Annotated in this window: 17 protein-coding genes and 1 tRNA gene; 12 read left to right on the forward strand and 6 right to left on the reverse strand. The window is 61.5% G+C overall.

Annotation, left to right across the window (positions count from 1 at the left end; translation table 11 throughout):
- Positions 1-92: 92 nt before the first annotated feature.
- From AC56LV_RS13615 to mscL, 4 genes are read right to left on the reverse strand one after another with little or no spacing between them, the layout of a single operon-like run.
- Positions 93-434 carry a cupin domain-containing protein gene (locus AC56LV_RS13615; protein ID WP_332531914.1) on the reverse strand — a complete coding sequence of 114 codons (342 nt, stop codon included), beginning with the start codon at positions 432-434 and terminating at the stop codon, positions 93-95.
- Between the two features lie 11 nt (positions 435-445).
- Complete coding sequence (locus AC56LV_RS13620) at positions 446-1,132, reverse strand: DUF2461 domain-containing protein (RefSeq protein ID WP_183554585.1); 687 nt, start codon at positions 1,130-1,132, stop codon at positions 446-448.
- 28 nt (positions 1,133-1,160) lie between these two features.
- A complete protein-coding gene (locus AC56LV_RS13625; protein WP_499558340.1) occupies positions 1,161-2,330 on the reverse strand; it encodes a Do family serine endopeptidase in 1,170 nt (389 codons plus the stop codon).
- Positions 2,331-2,368: 38 nt separating this feature from the next.
- Positions 2,369-2,782 (reverse strand): large conductance mechanosensitive channel protein MscL, encoded by a 414-nt coding sequence (gene mscL / locus AC56LV_RS13630; RefSeq protein WP_499558342.1) that lies wholly within the window; start codon positions 2,780-2,782, stop codon positions 2,369-2,371.
- Positions 2,783-3,005: 223 nt separating this feature from the next.
- Between mscL and petA the strand changes: the two genes are divergently transcribed.
- The 6 genes from petA (at position 3,006) to AC56LV_RS13660 (ending at position 7,282) form a co-directional block, all read left to right on the forward strand.
- A complete protein-coding gene (gene petA, locus AC56LV_RS13635; RefSeq protein WP_499558344.1) occupies positions 3,006-3,620 on the forward strand; it encodes a ubiquinol-cytochrome c reductase iron-sulfur subunit in 615 nt (204 codons plus the stop codon).
- Positions 3,621-3,622: 2 nt separating this feature from the next.
- Positions 3,623-5,035 carry a cytochrome b gene (locus AC56LV_RS13640; RefSeq protein WP_499558346.1) on the forward strand — a complete coding sequence of 471 codons (1,413 nt, stop codon included), beginning with the start codon at positions 3,623-3,625 and terminating at the stop codon, positions 5,033-5,035.
- A 30-nt stretch (positions 5,036-5,065) separates the two neighbouring features.
- On the forward strand, positions 5,066-5,830 hold the full coding sequence (locus AC56LV_RS13645; protein WP_499558348.1) for a cytochrome c1: 765 nt from the start codon (positions 5,066-5,068) through the stop codon (positions 5,828-5,830).
- Between the two features lie 98 nt (positions 5,831-5,928).
- Positions 5,929-6,540: a glutathione S-transferase N-terminal domain-containing protein gene (locus tag AC56LV_RS13650; protein ID WP_183554595.1), complete on the forward strand. Its 612-nt coding sequence runs from the start codon at positions 5,929-5,931 to the stop codon at positions 6,538-6,540.
- 133 nt (positions 6,541-6,673) lie between these two features.
- Complete coding sequence (locus AC56LV_RS13655; RefSeq protein ID WP_499558350.1) at positions 6,674-7,180, forward strand: ClpXP protease specificity-enhancing factor; 507 nt, start codon at positions 6,674-6,676, stop codon at positions 7,178-7,180.
- 26 nt (positions 7,181-7,206) lie between these two features.
- A tRNA-Thr gene (locus tag AC56LV_RS13660) sits at positions 7,207-7,282 on the forward strand.
- 106 nt (positions 7,283-7,388) lie between these two features.
- On the opposite strand, the gene AC56LV_RS13665 is transcribed toward AC56LV_RS13660, so the two are convergent.
- The gene (locus tag AC56LV_RS13665) at positions 7,389-9,038 is read right to left on the reverse strand and encodes a methyl-accepting chemotaxis protein (RefSeq protein WP_499558352.1); all 1,650 of its coding nucleotides are present in this window, start codon (positions 9,036-9,038) and stop codon (positions 7,389-7,391) included.
- 445 nt (positions 9,039-9,483) lie between these two features.
- Positions 9,484-10,491: a response regulator gene (locus AC56LV_RS13670; protein WP_499558354.1), complete on the reverse strand. Its 1,008-nt coding sequence runs from the start codon at positions 10,489-10,491 to the stop codon at positions 9,484-9,486.
- Between the two features lie 407 nt (positions 10,492-10,898).
- Here AC56LV_RS13670 and AC56LV_RS13675 point away from each other — a divergent pair, with 407 nt between their 5' ends.
- The 6 genes from AC56LV_RS13675 (at position 10,899) to AC56LV_RS13700 (ending at position 17,573) form a co-directional block, all read left to right on the forward strand.
- Positions 10,899-12,161 (forward strand): ABC transporter substrate-binding protein, encoded by a 1,263-nt coding sequence (locus tag AC56LV_RS13675; protein ID WP_499558356.1) that lies wholly within the window; start codon positions 10,899-10,901, stop codon positions 12,159-12,161.
- Between the two features lie 4 nt (positions 12,162-12,165).
- Positions 12,166-13,059, forward strand: coding sequence for a carbohydrate ABC transporter permease (locus AC56LV_RS13680; RefSeq protein ID WP_499558358.1), 894 nt, complete (start codon positions 12,166-12,168; stop codon positions 13,057-13,059).
- Positions 13,056-13,886, forward strand: coding sequence for a carbohydrate ABC transporter permease (locus AC56LV_RS13685; protein WP_499558360.1), 831 nt, complete (start codon positions 13,056-13,058; stop codon positions 13,884-13,886). The genes AC56LV_RS13680 and AC56LV_RS13685 overlap by 4 nt, the downstream gene beginning before the upstream one ends.
- 5 nt (positions 13,887-13,891) lie before the next feature.
- Complete coding sequence (locus AC56LV_RS13690) at positions 13,892-14,953, forward strand: ABC transporter ATP-binding protein (RefSeq protein WP_499558362.1); 1,062 nt, start codon at positions 13,892-13,894, stop codon at positions 14,951-14,953.
- A gap of 60 nt (positions 14,954-15,013) precedes the next feature.
- Positions 15,014-16,078: a LacI family DNA-binding transcriptional regulator gene (locus AC56LV_RS13695; protein ID WP_499558364.1), complete on the forward strand. Its 1,065-nt coding sequence runs from the start codon at positions 15,014-15,016 to the stop codon at positions 16,076-16,078.
- 130 nt (positions 16,079-16,208) lie between these two features.
- A complete protein-coding gene (locus AC56LV_RS13700; protein ID WP_499558365.1) occupies positions 16,209-17,573 on the forward strand; it encodes a GH1 family beta-glucosidase in 1,365 nt (454 codons plus the stop codon).
- Positions 17,574-17,607 lie beyond the last annotated feature (34 nt).

Consider the following 17,607-nt stretch of genomic DNA (forward strand, 5'->3'; position numbering starts at 1 on the left):
GTGGCGTGCCGGATGATCTCGCCGCCAACCATCACCGCGTGGACGGCGTAGCCGTCCACCCTACGTATCAAGCAATTTGTTGTGGCTGCATATCAGGCAGCTTGTTGCGGCCCGATCAGGATCGTCATGAGCGCGACCGCGTCCTTTACCGCGCGCACCGTGTGCGGCACACCGCCGCTCAGATACACCATTTCGTTCGGCAATAGCGACGTCGTCGCACCGTGCGCATCGACGGCGATCTCGCCTTCGAGGCACAGCACCGTCACTTCGCCATCGACCCGGTGTTCGGGGATGGGGCGTTCCACCGGCAACACCAGCCGGATCAGTTCCATATGCTCGGTCTTGACCAGGGCCACCGAGGTGAAATGGGCGATATCGTTATCGCCGCGTTGCAATGCGATTTTCTCGCCGGATGTAGCGTGATGCAAGGCCATGTCGCCCTCCTCTATTCGTCGTGTTGTTCTGGAACGCTGCGCAGCCAGGTGACCAGCGCAAACGCGTCCTTGAATCCCTGCGCCAGTTGCGGCACCAGCTTTTCCGGCGCATTGAGCGCCAGATCGACTTCGGTCCACACGAAGAAGCTTTTCAGCTTCAGGTACTCGACATGCGGATGATCCGCATCGAAACCCTTTGGTGGACGCTGCAACTTGTCCTCGTCCAGGAGGTCACCATAGGTGGCGCGGAGATGCTTATTCTTCAACATTTTGCCAAAACCCGTCGCATCGTTGACCACGTGCTCGCGAATGGCCTTCAGGCGCGGCGGTGGCGGCAGGTATTCGCCGACGCCAAAACCGAGCTTGCCGTTGGCATCGATCTGGAAATAATAGGTCGAGCCACCGCCTGCACTGGGCCGGCGCTTGTCGTTCGGCGTGATGCCGGCCGAAAAGCGCGTCTTGTACGGCGTCTTGTTCTTTGAAAAGCGGATGTCGCGGTTGATGCGGAACATCGCCTTCTTCGGGTTGCAGGCCGCAACCTGCTTGTCGAAGGCCGTGATGGCACGGATCAGCTCGGTGACAACCTCCTGGAATTCTTCGCGCAGGATATCGTAGCGCGGCTTGTTCATGATGAACCAGGGGCGGTTATTGCTCTCGGTCAGTTCGTTCAGGTATTGCGTCAGGTCGCGCAGGTGCATGTGGGTCCGAAAATAAAATTCAAGAAGTTCAGGGCGTCTGGCGTGGACGGCGGCCGACCTTGACGGCGATCGCTGTTTCACGCCCCTGGCGCACGATCGTCATCGGTACGGACGCGCCCGGCTCGAGCTGGGCCACCAGCTTGAGCATCTCGCTCGTATCAGCCACTTTTTTACCAGCAACTGCCACCAGGATGTCGCCCGGCTGAATCCCGGCACGCTCGGCCGGCCCGCCGCGCACCACGCCGGCAATCATGGCGCCGCTGCGTTTAGTCAGGCCAAAGCTCTCGACCATTTCGGGCGTGATGTCCTGCGACTCGATGCCGATCCAGCCGCGCACCACCTCGCCGTTCTTGACGATGGCGTCCAGCACGCTCTTGGCGGTGGACACGGGAATGGCAAATCCGATGCCCACCGAGCCGCCGCTCTGCGAATAGATCGCCGAATTGATGCCCAGCAGGTGGCCATTGGTATCGACCAGCGCCCCGCCCGAGTTGCCGAAGTTGATCGCGGCATCGGTCTGGATGAAATTCTCGACGTGGTTGATGTGCAGATTGTTGCGGCCCAGTGCCGAGATGATCCCCATCGTGACCGTCTGGCCGACACCAAACGGGTTGCCAATGGCCAGCACGACGTCACCCACACGCGCCTGCTCCGGGTCGCCCAGCACCATCACCGGCAAGTTGCGCTCCTTGATGCGGATTACGGCCAGGTCGGTTTCCGGATCGGTGCCGACCAGCGTCGCTGCCGCCTTGCGGCCATCGGCCAGCCCCACCTCGATCGCATCGGCGCCATCGATCACATGGAAGTTGGTGACGATATAACCGTCGCTGCTGACGATGACGCCCGAGCCGAGGCTGGCCAGCTGCTCGGCCTGCGGCGCGCGGTCGCCGCCGAAGAAGCGGCGAAACAGCGGATCTTTCAGCAACGGATGCGCTTCGCGCGAGGCCTTGCTCGTGTAGATATTGACCACCGACGACATCGCCTTGGCAGCAGCGTCGCGGTAGCTGCCGGTGGCGGGCCGGGGCGGCGCCTGCAGCATCGGCACCGGTTTGCCCGGCGCGCCCACTTCCACTTGCCTGGGCGCCGGCGTCGATTCGAGCCAGGCCGGCCGCAACGCAGACACGACAAACCAGATGGCCAGCACCACCGTGACCGTTTGCGCAAACAGCAGCCATGCACGTACCCAGAAGCGCCGCAACGGATGCGGGGGTCTTATGTCGCGGACGATGTCATCTTTCACTTTTTGAGGGCGTCCCGGATCTCGCGCAGCAGCAGCACGTCTTCAGGCGTGGCGGCCGGTGTCGGCGCTTCGACGGGGCCGCGCAGGCGGTTCATCAGGCGCACCATCTGGAAGATGACAAATGCAAGCAGGATAAAGTTCAGCATGATCGTCAAGAAATTACCGTACGCCAGCACGGCACCTGCCTTTTGCGCCTCGGCAAGTGGTAGGTTATAGCCCTGGCCATTGAGGGGGATGTAATAATTGCCGAAATCAAGACCGCCGAACAGCGCGCCGATCGGCGGCATGATGACATCCTTGACCAGCGAATCGACGATGCGGCCGAAAGCCCCACCGATGATCACGCCGACGGCCAGGTCCATCACATTGCCGCGCATCGCAAACTTCTTGAATTCGTCCATCATTGCCATGATTCACCCCTCTCATTGTTGTTGAAATAAGTCGTTGCATGATAACCGATGCCTATCGGCGGCGGTGTCAGCGGGGTGCCGGGATGGTGTAAAAGACCATTTTCGCAAGGCGTGTAGGCGAGACAATATTTTTTCTATAGGTGTTGCCGTTCACATATAATTTTGCAAGCTGGAAGCTCGGACTTAATTCTTATAATTCGTATATTCACGGAGTGGGGTTGGTATGAGTACTCAAAAGCAGGTCGATCCTGGTCGACGGGGCTTGCTGGTCGCGACATGCGCCGCAGGCGGCGTCGTCGGCGTGGCCACGGCGGGAGCCCTGGTCAGCACCTTCCAGCCATCCGAGCGCGCCAAGGCCGCAGGCGCACCGGTTGAAGTCGATATCGGCGACGTCGCCCCCGGCGAAATGAAAGTCGTCGAATGGCGCGGCAAGCCGGTCTGGATCCTGCGCCGCACCCCGGCCATGATGGCCACGCTCGAAAAAGACCAGGACGAACTGGCCGACCCCGCCTCCGAAAAGATATTCCAGCTCGAGATGCCGGAATACTGCAAGAATCCCTACCGCGCACGCGTCGAACACAAGGAAGTCCTGGTCACCGTGGGCATCTGCTCGCACCTTGGCTGTTCGCCCTCGTCGCGCCTGGCCGCCGGCCCGCAGCCGAACCTGCCCAACGACTGGCCCGGCGGCTTCCTGTGCCCCTGCCATGGCTCGACCTTCGATTTGTCGGCACGCGTCTTCAAGAACAAGCCGGCGCCGACGAATATGGACGTTCCCCCGTACATGTATCTCTCCGATAGCAGGATCGTGATCGGCAAAGACGAGAAAGGCGAGGCATAACCATGGGCGCGTTCAAGGAGACAAAGCTGCCCGCCGATGCACCGGCGGCCCAGAAGGCACTGGCCTGGGTCGACGACCGCTTTCCGGCCACCAAGCTGTGGAATGATCAGTGGGGCAAGTACCACGCGCCCAAGAATTTCAACGTCTGGTATCTGTTCGGTTCGCTCTCGGCCCTCGTGCTGGTGCTGCAGATCGTCACCGGCATTTTTCTCACGATGCACTACAAGCCCGACGCGGCGCTGGCCTTCGGCTCGGTCGAGTACATCATGCGCGAAGTGCCGTGGGGCTGGCTGGTGCGCTACATGCACTCGACCGGCGCCTCGGCCTTCTTCATCGTCGTCTACCTGCACATGGCGCGCGGCCTCATGTACGGCTCGTACCGCAAGCCGCGCGAGCTGGTCTGGCTGTTCGGCTTCGGCATCTTTTTGTGCCTGATGGCCGAGGCGTTCTTCGGCTACCTGCTGCCGTGGGGCCAGATGTCGTACTGGGGCGCGCAGGTGATCGTCAACCTGTTCGGCGCGATTCCCGTGATCGGGGGCGACCTGTCGCTGTGGATCCGCGGCGATTACGTGGTGTCGGACGCCACGCTGAACCGCTTCTTCGCGTTCCACGTGATCGCCCTGCCCCTGGTCATCATCGGCCTGGTGGTGGCCCACCTGACGGCGCTGCACGAAGTGGGTTCGAACAATCCAGACGGCATCGAAGTCAAGGACCACATCGGCCCGGACGGCTACCCGCTCGACACGATCCCGTCGCACCCGTACTACACCACCAAGGACCTGTTCGGCGTGAGCGTGTTCCTGCTGCTGTTCTCGGCGGTGGTGTTCTTTGCGCCCGAGATGGGCGGCTACTTCCTCGAGTACAACAACTTCCTGCCAGCCGACTCGATGAAGACCCCGTCGCACATCGCGCCGACCTGGTACTTCACGCCGTTCTACTCGGTGCTGCGCGCCACCACGGCCGACTTCATGTACGTGCTGATGGCAGCCGTCGCCGCCTACGTCGTCTTCATCTGGTTCAAGTCGCGCCTGGCCTTCGTGACCAAGGCGATCATTGCCGTGGTCGGGCTGCTACTGGTCATCGGCATGCTCCCGCAGGTGCTCGACGCCAAGTTCTGGGGCGTGGTGCTGTTCGGCTCTTCGGTGATGATCATCGCCGGCATGCCATGGCTGGACCACTCGCCGGCCCGCTCGCTACGTTACCGTCCGGACTGGCACAAGTGGGTGTATGCGGTGTTTGCCGTGGTGTTCGTGACGCTGGGCTACCTGGGCACGCAATTGCCGACGGCCGCGTTCACGCTGATCTCGCAAGTGTGCACGCTGGCGTACTTCGGGTTCTTCCTCCTGATGCCGTGGTGGAGCACGATGGGCACCTTCAAGCCGGTGCCGACCCGTGTCACCTTCACCCCGCACTGACGCCTTCGGACCCGCGCACAAGGACATCCCATGACATTGCTTGTGAAAAAACTGCTCGCCATCCTGGCCCTCGCGCCTGGCCTGGCATTCGCCGCCGAAGGCAGCTTCCCGCTCGACCGCGCCCCGGACCGCGCCGACCTGGCGTCGCTGCAGAACGGTGCCAAACTGTTCGTCAACCACTGCCTCAATTGCCACTCGGCCGCGTCGATGCGCTACAACCGCCTGCGCGACCTGGGCCTGACAGACGACCAGATCCGGCAAAATTTGTTGTTTTCTGCCGACAAGGTCGGCGACATGATGACCACAGCCATGCGACCAAACGATGCCAAGGCCTGGTTCGGCGCGGTGCCACCGGATTTGTCGGTGATCGCGCGCGCCAAGGCATCACCGGGCGGCTCGGGCGCCGACTACCTGTACACCTATCTGCGCACGTTCTACCAGGACGAGACGCGCCCGACCGGCTGGAACAATATGGTGGTGCCGAATGTCGCGATGCCGCACGCGATGTGGCTGCAGCAGGGGATCCGCACGGCAAAGTTCACGGAGCAGCCCGATCCGCATGAAGCCGGCAAGATGGTTCACACCTTCGCTGGCTTCGAGCAAGTGAGCCCCGGCACCATGACCCAGCAGGAGTTCAACACGGCCACCGCCGACCTGGTCGCCTACATGGTCTGGATGGCCGAGCCGGCCCAGGCGACACGCAAGCGACTGGGTGCATTCGTGCTCTTGTTCCTGACGATTTTCGCCTTTTTGGCCTGGCGATTGAATGAATCGTACTGGAAAGAAGTGAAGTAATTCGCTTTCGTTGTCCGGTTGGCTATAATACGGGCAATCATTTCTCTGGGGTGAGTGCTCGGCGCTGCACCCCTTTGTTTCTTAAGGAACTATAAACCATGATGGTTCTCTACTCCGGCACCACGTGCCCGTTCTCCCAACGCTGCCGCCTCGTCCTGTTCGAAAAGGGCATGGACTTCGAAGTGCGCGACGTCGACCTGTTCAACAAGCCGGAAGATATTTCGACGATGAACCCGTACGGCCAGGTACCTATCCTGGTCGAGCGCGAACTGATCCTGTACGAATCGAACATCATCAACGAGTACATCGACGAGCGCTTCCCGCATCCGCAACTGATGCCGGCCGACCCGCTGATGCGCGCCCGTGCTCGCCTGATGCTGTTCAACTTCGAAAAAGAGCTGTTCGTCCACGTGCACACGCTGGAAAGCGAGCGCAACAAGTCGAACGACAAGATCCACGACAAGGCCCGCACCGAAATCCGCGACCGCCTGACCACGCTGGCACCGCTGTTCCTGAAGAACAAGTACATGCTGGGTGACGAGTTCTCGATGCTCGACGTGGCCATCGCGCCGCTGCTCTGGCGCCTGGACCACTACGGCATCGAACTGTCGAAGACGGCTGCACCGTTGATGAAGTACGCCGAGCGCATCTTCTCGCGCCCTGCCTACATCGAGGCGCTGACCCCGTCCGAGAAAGTGATGCGTCGTTGATGGACCTGGGGCGGGCTTATTCCCGCCCCCTGTTGTCAGCCGCACCGTACGCGCCGGAATCGGACGTTCTTCGGGCGAATCCGATAGACTGGCGCGAACGCCCGTTTTGCCTGTATTGCTAGCCCATACCACCATGTCAGAGATCTCCACCAAACCCTACCTGCTACGCGCCATCTACGAATGGTGCACCGACAGTGGCTTTACGCCTTACCTCGCAGTCAAGGTCGATGGATCGACGACGGTGCCGATGGAATACGTCCGCAAGGGCGAGATCATCCTGAACATCAGCTTCGGCGCCACCTCGGCACTGAAGATGGATAACGACGCAGTCCACTTCCGTGCACGCTTCAACGGCGTGTCGCGCGAGATCTATATCCCTGTACACAATGTGCTGGCGATTTATGCCAACGAGAATGGCCAGGGGATGGCGTTTGAAGTGGGTGCATTGCCTGCTGCGTCGTCGGATGGATCGGCACCAGAAGTGGGTACGGCGCCTGCGGGGCCATCGCTGTCGGCGGTGCCGTCCAAGGGCGTGGATTCGCCGGTGGTGCCGGATACGGACGTGTCTGCCCCTCCGTCGGGTGGCGATGACGAGCCACCGAAGAAGGGTGGACGACCGACCCTCACGCGGATCAAATAGCGTATAATTCTTGCTCTAAAGATCACGCCGGCTTAGCTCATTTGGTAGAGCAGTTGATTTGTAATCATCAGGTGGCCAGTTCGAAACCGGCAGCCGGCACCAGTTAGTCAAGCAAAAAGCCCAGTCCTCAGGATTGGGCTTTTTGCTTTCTGGGCGCCATGTAGCCTGGATCAACGTGAGAACCGGATCATTCCACGGTCACATATGGTCACGCCACCGCTTGCAGTTGCAGTGGCGACTGTGGTCGGCGATTGGATGGCACCTTGCCTGCACTGGCCATATCGTTGCCCCCTGCGACTTTAAATAATGACACTGCCGACACCAGACTATGCGCCTGCTGATTCAGGGCATCTGCCGCATCGGCCATCTGTTCGACGAGCGATGCATTTTGCTGGGTGCCTCGATCGAGTGCAATGACTGTCTCGCCAACGCTGCTGATGCTCATGGTCTGCTCACGGGTGGCCGTGCTGATTTCGCTGATCAGCTCGGCAACACTCTTTACTTCGCTGACGATCGCGGTCATTGCTTCACCAGCGTTTGACACCATGCCCGCGCCCGAGCCGATCATGCCGACGCTGTCAATAATCAGTATCTTGATTTCCTTGGCCGCCTGTGCGCTACGTTGCGCCAGTGCGCGAACCTCACTTGCCACGACGGCAAACCCCCTGCCCTGCTCACCCGCACGGGCCGCCTCGACTGCGGCGTTTAACGCAAGGATGTTGGTCTGGAAGGCGATTCCGTCAATCACCGAAATGATGTCTTCAATCTTTTTGGAGCTCGCCGTGATTTTTTGCATGGTGATGACAACTTCGTCGACCATGGAGCCGCCGTTTTCGGCAGCCGCGCGCGCACTCAACGCCAAGTCACTGGCACGGGCCGCGGTGTCGGCATTGACCCGGATGGTCCCGGTGATTTTCTCCATCGCGTTTGCACTTTCCTGCAACTGCCTTGCCTGTTCCAGAGTCCGCGCCGATAAATCTTTGTTTCTGTCAGCAATCTCTGTTGAACCGAACTCGATCGTATCGGAAGAACGACGGACACTATTCACAATGGTTGCCAATGACTGCTGCATCTCTCCAAGTGATGCCATTACGCTGTTTGCCGGCGCGGTCGCTGCATCCTCCAAAATACCCAGATCCCCGGAGCGGACCTGATTCGCGGCTTTTCTCAAATCGTGCGGATCGGCGCCCAAAGAGAGATGCAAGCTGCGTTTTATCAAGCGTGAAAGTGCAATCGCCGTGACAACGGCAATCAGCGACACGCAGATCAGCAACAAACGCTTGGTGCGGAATTTTTCAGCTGATTTCTGGATTTCACCTTCTGCCGAACTAGTGATCAATTTTGCATATTCGCCCACCGTAGCGATCAGCTTCTTTAATAGTGGCTGGCACTTGGCATTCATTTTTTCAGTTGCTTCAGATTTCTTGCCGTTCAGTGCCATCTCAACGATTGAGAGTGCAATAGGGCCATAACGCTGCTCAATACTGACCAATTCATCATAGAGTTGATGCTCTCTCGGCGTCGCTTTGTTATCCAGATCAAGTAATCTTTTCAGCAACGCCATACGGTCTTTTACACGCTCGTGGGCGGCCATCACTGCAGCCTTTTCTGCAGCGATGTCGGCAGGCGCATTCAATAAAATAAGGTTGCGCGCTGCGATTGCCCTTGCGCTGACTGACGACCTGACATCACGCGCAACACTGCCGCGGTTGAACTCATCACCAACAAAACCGTCAAAGTTGGACTGGGCTTCACTCAAGCTGAATACTGCCAGCGCAGATATGGCCACAATAATTGAGACGAGAGTCGCAAAAGCGATTGTCAGTTGTCGACTAAGACGCTGCCTGAAAAAGTACATGATGACTCCGAATTAAGAAACACCATACTGTCGGATATATTTTTTCCAAGCAGAATGACGTAGTTCGACAAGCCGACTCTATTCTCTTGCGAAAATAGAACGTTTATCAGGCATTTGCCAAGAATAAAAGAAATGAAACAAGCGGTTGGCATCCGCGCATGTATTTAAGGCGGGGGCGGGTGTGTATACACACTGCCATTGCAGCAGGTATGAAAAGGCACTCGTGGCATAGCTATCTCAGCGCGTGAATGTGAGTGGTGACTACGTCCTAAGCTTATCGCAATTTCTCATGGGAAAGTTTCACCTGACCATTATTATCATGCCGCTGTGTAGCAAAAGTCCGACAAATGCGGTTCAGCTTTAATGCCATCTTCTGTGAGGGCTCACTATGCATTCTTGTCATCACTTTAAAAAAGCCATCCTTCAGGTTGGGCTTTTTTCTGGATCATCCCTGACCAGGGTGCAGCTCGCTATCCCGCGCATCCCATGTCTGCTGGATGTCGAGCAACTCGGGCAACGTCCTGTGAAACACGTCCACCAGCGCCGGATCGAAATCCGTCCCTGAGCGGCCATCCACATACGCCACGATTTTGTCGACAGGCCACGCTTCCTTGTACGGGCGCTGCATGCTCAGGGCATCGAACACGTCGGCGAGCGCCACCAGGCGCGCTGACTGGGGAATGGCATCGCCGGCCAGCCCAGCCGGATAGCCGCTGCCATCCCACTTCTCATGGTGATACAACGCCACCTCGGCGGCGAGCTGGAACACCTGTGCTGCGCTTTTGCTCAGAATGTCGTAGCCGATCTGTGGATGGGTTTTCATGATGGCCCACTCTGCCTCGTCCAGTGGACCGGGTTTGCGCAGGATCGACTGGGGAATGCCTATCTTGCCGGTGTCATGCATCGGCGCGGCCAGTTCGAGCTGCTCGCTGTCTTCGACGCTCCACCCTGCCCTTTTGGCGAGCGCCTTTGCGTACGCGGCCATGCGCCAGATATGCGCACCGGTATCGGTATCGTTGAAATGCCCCGCCTGGCCCAGCATCGAGATCGCCTCCCGGTAACTCCTGGCCAGCAGTTCCGCGCGCACCTGAGATAAATGACTGGCAACGCGCGCGCGTACGATCGGGGGCGAAACGGGTTTCGTGATGTAGTCGACGCCGCCAGCAAAAAACCCGGCGGCTTCGTTCACGGGGTCGGCGTACGCCGTCACGAAGATGACCTGGATGGTCCCGGTCGTATCGCTCTGCTTGATTTTAAGGCAGAGGTCGTAGCCGTTGATGTCGGGCAGGCCGATGTCCAGCAACACCATCGCCGGGCGATACTTGTGCAGCGCTGCCATCGTTTCGGCGCCGTTGCGGGCAAATACCAGCGTGTAGTCATCGCTGAGCACCTTGCGCATCATGGCCAGGTTGGCGGGCTCATCGTCGACAAGTAAAATGGTCGGGCGACTCATGGCTTACTACCATGCGCGTTGGCCAGCGCGACTGATGTTGCGCCGGCGTGGCAGGCAGACAGGCCTGCTCGATCAACATTGATCCAGGGGTGCGGTTCGCGTGGAAATATCTTTGAATTTCTCAACATGCCTCCGAAGCGTCGCGCCATTTGCAAGCGTGGCAACCAGATTTCCACCTGCCTGAAAGATTAACTATTACTCTACACGATGACGAAAACCATGTGCGTTTTTTCCGCTTCGAGCGTTGCCTGATTTCGGACTTGCGTACTTTGCCCCTGACAGAACGTCGCTCCAAATTACAATCCGCAAGTTTAGTTTGACCGTCAATTGACCCGATGCTATAGTCGGGCAAAGCCAATGGTAACGTTTCCAACGTGCCAAAAAACATGGCACTGAACGGAGACAAGATGGTCAAATCCCGCAACCTGGCAGCAGCCTGCGCATGGTTGTGCGCCGCTGCAGGTGCGCTGAGTATCGTGCTCGGTAGCGCGCCAGCCAGTGCGGCCGCACCGAAAGCAGAAGTCATCCACTGGTGGACCTCCGGCGGCGAATCGAACGCCGTCAAGCAGGTCGCCCAGGCGTTTCGCGATGCCGGCGGCGTGTGGGTCGACAGCGCCATCGCGGGCGGCGACCAGTCGCGCGCCGTCACCATCAACCGCATCATCGGCGGCAATCCGCCGACCGCTGCGCAGTTCAACACCTCCAGGCAGTTCACCGACGTCATCGAGCAGAATATGCTCAACAACGTCGACGCCGTCGCGAAGGCCCAGGACTGGGACCGCATCCTGCCCGAGCCGCTGATCGACGTCATCAAGCACGATGGCCACTACTACGCGGTGCCGCTCAATATCCACATGCAGACGTGGATCTGGTACTCGAAAGCCGCCTTCAAGAAAGCCGGCATCACGCGCGAACCGGCGAGCATGCCGGAACTCTTCGCCGCGCTCGACAAACTGAAGGCCGCAGGTCTCATCCCGCTGGCCCATGGCGGCCAGTCGTGGCAGGAGACCGTGCTGTTCTCGGCTTTACTCGCCAATATCGGCGGACGCGATCTGTACCTGAAAGTGATTCGCGACCGTGACCAGGCCACGATCCTCTCGCCCGCCTTTCGCGACGTGCTGCTGGCCTTCAAGCGCATGAAGTCGTATGTCGATCCGGGCGCGCCGGGGCGCAACTGGAACGACGCCACCGCGCTGGTCATCAGTGGCCGTGCGGGCTTTCAGGTGATGGGTGACTGGGCCAAGGGCGAATTCACCAATGCCGGCCAGCTGCCCGGCCAGCACTATGGCTGCATCGCCGGCCTCAAACCCGACACGCCGTACCTGATGCAGGGCGATGTCTTCGTTTTCCCGCGCACCGACAAGCCGGACGCCATCAAGGCCCAGCAACTGCTGGCGCAAGTCGTCTCGCAGCCCGCATTGCAGATCGCCTTCAGCAAACTGAAAGGCTCGATCCCCGTGCGCCTGGATGCCCAGTCCAATGAGCTCGACCTGTGCGCGCAAAAGGGCGTGGCCATCATCAAGGACCGCGCGCGCCAGGTCGGCGTGACCGAGGTCTACCTGACGCCCGACCAGAACGGGGCGATGCAGGACATCCTGACCGCCTACTGGAATATGGACACGCGCGTCGAGAAGGTCCAGCGCAGCATCGCCCGTGCCCTCAAGTACTGACACCATGCACCCATTCCGACTCTCCCGGCGCCTCAGTCCCCACATCGCCCTGCTGCCGATGGCGCTGACGGTGCTGCTGGCCTACGTCGGCGGCGCGCTGTGGACCCTGCGCACGTCGTTCACCGCCTCGCGCACCTTCCCGTCCGATAAATTCATCGGCGTGGCGCAGTACGTGCGCCTGTTCGACAACGAGCGCTGGCTGCTGTCGCTGCATAACCTGGCCATCTACGGCGCGATGTTCATCGTCGCCTGCATGGTCATCGGGTTCCTGCTGGCCGTGTTCATCGACCAGAACGTCAAGGGCGAAGGCCTGCTGCGCACAGTGTTCCTGTATCCGTATGCGATGTCGTTCATCGCCACGGGCCTGGTGTGGCAATGGCTGCTGGCGCCCGGCAGCGGCATCGAAGGCGCCGTGCGCCAGCTGGGCTTTCCCGGTTTTTCGTTCGACTGGATCGTGCACCAGGACCTGGTGATCTACACCGTCGTCATCGCCACCGTGTGGCAGGCTTCGGGCCTGGTCATGGCGCTGATGCTGGCCGGCCTGCGCGGCATCGATCCCGAGATTTACAAGGCTGCGCGCCTGGATGGCATTCCGGCCTGGCGCGTGTACCTGCAGATCGTGCTGCCGATGCTCGGCCCCACCGTGGCGACCGTGTTCCTGCTGCTCTCGACCGCCGTCGTCAAGCTGTTCGACGCCGTCGTCGCAATGACGCAGGGCGGCCCTGGCATCGCCAGCGAAGTGCCGGCCAAGTTCATCATGGACCACCTGTTCCTGCGCTCGAACATCGGCCTGGCGTCGGCCGGCGCCGTGACGCTGCTGGTGCCCGTGCTGGCCCTGCTCGCACCGTATGCGTATGCGCGCAGCCGCCGCGCGCGCCTGAGCGGAGGCCACGCATGACAGCGCGCCTCTCGCCGGCCCGCATCGGCATCTACGCTTTTTTGCTGAGCGCCGCCCTGTTCTTTTTGCTGCCGCTGTACGTCATGATCATCACCTCGTTCAAGCCGATGGCAGAAATCAGGATGGGCAATGTGTTCGCCCTGCCCGGCGTGGCCACGCTGGACCCGTGGCGCGCGGCCTGGGGTGCGGTCAGCCAGGGCTTCTGGAATTCGGTGGCAATCGCCGTGCCCAGCACCGTGATCCCGATCCTGCTTGGCGCAATCAACGGCTATGCGCTGTCATTCTGGCGCCCGCGTGGCGCGAACCTGCTGTTCGGCGTGCTGCTGGCCGGCGCCTTCATTCCGGTGCAGGTCATGATTTACCCGCTGGTGTGGATGATGGCGCATGCCGGCGTCTTCGGCTCGCTGCCGGCGATCGTCGTCGTGCACGTCATCTTCGGCATGCCGCTCATGACGCTGCTGTTCCGGAATTACTATGCGTCGGTGCCGCACGAGCTGTTCCAGGCCGCGCGCATCGATGGCGGCGGCTTCTGGCGCATCTTTTTGCAGGTGATGCTGCCGATGTCGCTGCCGATCATCGTGGTGGCTGCGATCATGCAGGTCACGGGCGTCTGGAACGATTACATCCTGGGCCTGGTGTTCGCTGGCCGCGAGAACCTGCCGATGACGGTGCAGCTCAATAACGTGATCAACACCACCACCGGCACCCGCATGTACAACGTGAACATGGCCGCCACCATCCTGACGGCCGCCGTGCCGCTGGTGATCTACTTCATCTCCGGACGCTGGTTCGTGCGCGGTATCGCCGCCGGCGCCGTGAAAGGCTGACCCTCATGTCGAATGTCCATCTGCGCAAACTGTGCATCACCCGCGGCAATAACGAGATCATCCGCGACCTCGACCTGGAGATCGCGCCGGGCGAATTTCTCGTGCTGCTTGGCCCATCGGGCTGCGGCAAGTCCACGCTGTTGCACAGCATCGCGGGCCTGATCGACGTCTCGGGCGGCGCCATCGAAATCGGCGGGCGCGACATGCGCCACGCCGATCCGAGCGAGCGCGGGATCGGCATGGTGTTCCAGTCGTACGCGCTGTATCCGACGATGACGGTCGAAAAGAACATGTCGTTCGGCCTGCGCATCGCCGGCACGCCGAAGGCCGAAGTGACGCGCCGCGTGCGCCACACGGCCGAGATGCTGCAGCTGGGCGCCCTGCTCGATCGCAAGCCGGCGCAGCTCTCGGGCGGCCAGCGCCAGCGCGTCGCGATCGGGCGCGCGCTCGTGCGCGAAGCGGGCGTGTACCTGTTCGACGAGCCGCTGTCGAACCTGGACGCCAAGCTGCGCGCCGAACTGCGACGCGAACTCAAGCTGCTGCACCAGCGCCTGGGTTCGACGATGATCTACGTGACGCACGACCAAGCCGAGGCGATGACGCTGGCCACGCGCATCGTCGTGATGCAGGGTGGCCGCATCCAGCAGATCGGTACCCCGGCCGAGGTCTACGACACGCCGGCAAACCGCTTCGTGGCCGGCTTTCTCGGTTCACCATCGATGAATTTTATTGACGGCAGCATCGATGCGGCCGGGCGCTTCAGCGCCGGCGGCGTCACGCTGCAACTGGCAGGTCCCATCGCTGCGGGCGCCGTGACGCTGGCCGCGCGCCCCGAACATCTCCGGATCGACGATCATGGCGCGCTGCAGGCCAGCGTCACGCTGGTCGAGCCGATGGGCAATCACCAGGTGGTATGGCTCGACTGCGCCGGCCAGGCCTTGTCCGCCATCGTGCACGATGCGCGGCCGCTGGCAGCCGGCCAATCGGTGCGCTTTGCGATCGACACGCAGCGGGTGTCGTTGTTCGACGGGTCCACCGGCAATCGCGTGCAAACAGGGATGCCATAGTCAGATGAATACAGTATGCTTGGCGGCTATTTTGATCCACTCATCGAACAGGAATCGCACGTGGCGACAATCAAGGACGTAGCGCGGCTGGCCGGCGTCGGTCTCGGCACCGCCTCGCGCGTGGTCAGCGGCAAAGGCTCGGTCTCGCCCGCCACGCTCGAGCGCGTGCGCAAGGCGATCGACGAACTGGGGTTTCGCCCGTCGCACGCGGCGCGCGCCCTGCTGTCGGGCACCAGCCGGATGGTCGGCGTCTACATCCCGGTGTTGTCGGGCACCTTCTACACGCCGATCCTGCAGATCATCGATACCGAACTGCGCGCCGCCGGCCTGCACATGGTGGTGGCCTTTGGCGTGGGCCTGGGCGACGCGCGCAACCAGGCCATCGAAGGCATCGAATTTTTGATCGAGCGCGGCTGCGATGGCCTGATCATGATGACCAGCGCGCTGACCGATGACGACATCGCCGCGCTGGGCGCCAAGCGGCGCACGATCGTCTCGCTCAACCACGATTTCGCCGACCTGCCCGGCCAGTGCTTCACGGTCGACCATGCGCTGGGCGGACGCCTCGCAGCGCGCGCGCTGCTCGACCATGGCCACCGCGACATCGCCGTCATCGCCGGCCCGAATGCACTGGTCGACAACGTGGCGCGTGTCGATGGCTTCATGCACGAACTGCTGGCCGAAGGCCTCGATACCGACAAGGTCTGGATCGCCGAAAGCGACTTCTCGCCGCAGGGCGGCTGGCTGGCGGCCAAGGCGCTGGTCGAATCGAAGACGCCGTGCACGGCGCTGTTCTGCGCCAACGACGAGATGGCAGTGGGCGCGCTGTCGTACTTCCAGGAAGCCGGCATCAGCGTGCCGCGCGACCTGTCGGTGATCGGCTACGACGACACGCCCAGCGCCGAATTCGCGGCGCCGCGCCTGACGTCGGTGCACATGCCATGGCGCGAAATGACACTGGCCGGCATCAACGCCCTGCTCAATCGGTGCTATGAGCTGGGCCGCCCGGTGGCGCGCACGTTCCCCGTCAGCGTGACGATGCGCGCATCGCTGGCCAGGGCCGTAGGCAGCAAGGCCAGGCCCAAAGCCAAAGCCAAAGCCAAACACGAGGGCAAGAAAACATGACATCGCTGGCGCAGCCAGCACCGGCCGCGCGCGGCCATTTTTTTGGACACGAACTGGAAAGCTTTCCAAACGACTTGGATGTTTTCCTGAAATTTCATTCAGACCTTATTGACCAGATAGAGCGAAACCCATGACCACTGCCAACCGCCCCGAGCCACAAGCGCCGCAGCGCAGCGATTTTGCCCGCGATTTTTTGTGGGGCTGCGCCACATCGTCCTACCAGATCGAAGGCGCCGGCCGCGACGACGGCCGCGTGGAATCGATCTGGGACCGCTTCGCCGCCACGCCCGGCACCATCCGCGACGGCTCCAACGGCCTGGTCGCGTGCGACCATTACCACCGCTGGCCGGAAGACTTCGACATCGCGCGCGGCATGGGCCTGAATGCCTACCGCTTCTCGATCGCCTGGCCGCGCGTCTATAGCGAAGGCGGCGGCGCGCCAAACCAGAAGGGCCTGGATTTCTATTCGCGCCTGGTCGACGGCATGCTCGAACGGGGCCTGCAGCCATGGGCCACGCTGTACCACTGGGACTTGCCGCAAACGCTGCAGGATGCGGGCGGCTGGGAACACCGGGCGACGATCGATGCCTTCCTTGACTACACCGATGCCATGACGCGCACGCTGGGCGACCGCGTCAAGCACTGGATCACCCACAACGAGCCATGGTGCACGGCGATCATCGGCAACTTCGAAGGCTGGCATGCGCCCGGCAAGACCGACCTGAAGGCGGCGCTGCAGGTCGCGCACAATGTGCTCGTCTCGCACGGCAAGGCGGTGCCGCTGATCCGCGCGAATGTGCCGGATGCGCAGGTCGGCATGGCCGTCAGCCTGCATCCGCTGCGCGCGGCGAGCGACAGCGCCGAGGACATCGCGGCAAAAGAGCGCCACGACGGCCTGCGCTACCGCTGGTTCCTCGATCCGCTGTTCGGCCGCGGCTACCCTGAAACCACGCTCGCGCAGCTCGGCGCCGCCGCGCCCGACGTCGCGCCGGGCGACATGGACGCCATCGCGGTCAAGACCGATTTCATGGGCGTGAATTACTACTTCCCCGAAACTGTCGCGCATGCCGCCGGCCACGCGCCGCTGGACGCAAAGGTGCTGCCGCCCACCGAAGGCGAAATCACCGCGATGGGCTGGCCCGTGGTGCCCGAAGGCCTGGCCGAACTCCTGCTGCGCATCGAGAACGACTACCACCCGGGCCCGATGTACGTGACGGAAAACGGCTCGGCCTTTGACGACGTGGTGGGCGCGGACGGCGAGATCGACGATGTGCAGCGCCGCCACTACCTGATGCGCCATCTGGCCTCGCTCAAGGCCGCGATCGACGGCGGCGCGCCCGTCAAAGGCTACTTCGCCTGGAGCCTGCTCGACAACTTCGAGTGGGCCGAGGGGTATCTGAAGCGCTTTGGCCTCGTGCACATCGATTACGCTACGCAGCAACGCCGCCTCAAGAGCAGCGGCAAATGGTACGGCGCCTTCCTGCGCCAGGCATGAATCCCTATGCATGAATCCCTATGCATGAATCCAT

The sequence above is a fragment of the Telluria sp. RB2R28 genome (assembly GCF_059685835.1).

Coding starts and splice junctions, on each gene's coding strand:
- AC56LV_RS13615 (WP_332531914.1), bottom strand. CDS start 434: ATGGCCTTGCATCACGCTACATCCGGCGAGAAAATCGCATTGCAACGC.
- AC56LV_RS13620 (WP_183554585.1), bottom strand. CDS start 1,132: ATGCACCTGCGCGACCTGACGCAATACCTGAACGAACTGACCGAGAGC.
- mscL (WP_499558342.1), bottom strand. CDS start 2,782: ATGGCAATGATGGACGAATTCAAGAAGTTTGCGATGCGCGGCAATGTG.
- petA (WP_499558344.1), top strand. CDS start 3,006: ATGAGTACTCAAAAGCAGGTCGATCCTGGTCGACGGGGCTTGCTGGTC.
- AC56LV_RS13640 (WP_499558346.1), top strand. CDS start 3,623: ATGGGCGCGTTCAAGGAGACAAAGCTGCCCGCCGATGCACCGGCGGCC.
- AC56LV_RS13645 (WP_499558348.1), top strand. CDS start 5,066: ATGACATTGCTTGTGAAAAAACTGCTCGCCATCCTGGCCCTCGCGCCT.
- AC56LV_RS13650 (WP_183554595.1), top strand. CDS start 5,929: ATGATGGTTCTCTACTCCGGCACCACGTGCCCGTTCTCCCAACGCTGC.
- AC56LV_RS13655 (WP_499558350.1), top strand. CDS start 6,674: ATGTCAGAGATCTCCACCAAACCCTACCTGCTACGCGCCATCTACGAA.
- AC56LV_RS13665 (WP_499558352.1), bottom strand. CDS start 9,038: ATGTACTTTTTCAGGCAGCGTCTTAGTCGACAACTGACAATCGCTTTT.
- AC56LV_RS13670 (WP_499558354.1), bottom strand. CDS start 10,491: ATGAGTCGCCCGACCATTTTACTTGTCGACGATGAGCCCGCCAACCTG.
- AC56LV_RS13675 (WP_499558356.1), top strand. CDS start 10,899: ATGGTCAAATCCCGCAACCTGGCAGCAGCCTGCGCATGGTTGTGCGCC.
- AC56LV_RS13680 (WP_499558358.1), top strand. CDS start 12,166: ATGCACCCATTCCGACTCTCCCGGCGCCTCAGTCCCCACATCGCCCTG.
- AC56LV_RS13685 (WP_499558360.1), top strand. CDS start 13,056: ATGACAGCGCGCCTCTCGCCGGCCCGCATCGGCATCTACGCTTTTTTG.
- AC56LV_RS13690 (WP_499558362.1), top strand. CDS start 13,892: ATGTCGAATGTCCATCTGCGCAAACTGTGCATCACCCGCGGCAATAAC.
- AC56LV_RS13700 (WP_499558365.1), top strand. CDS start 16,209: ATGACCACTGCCAACCGCCCCGAGCCACAAGCGCCGCAGCGCAGCGAT.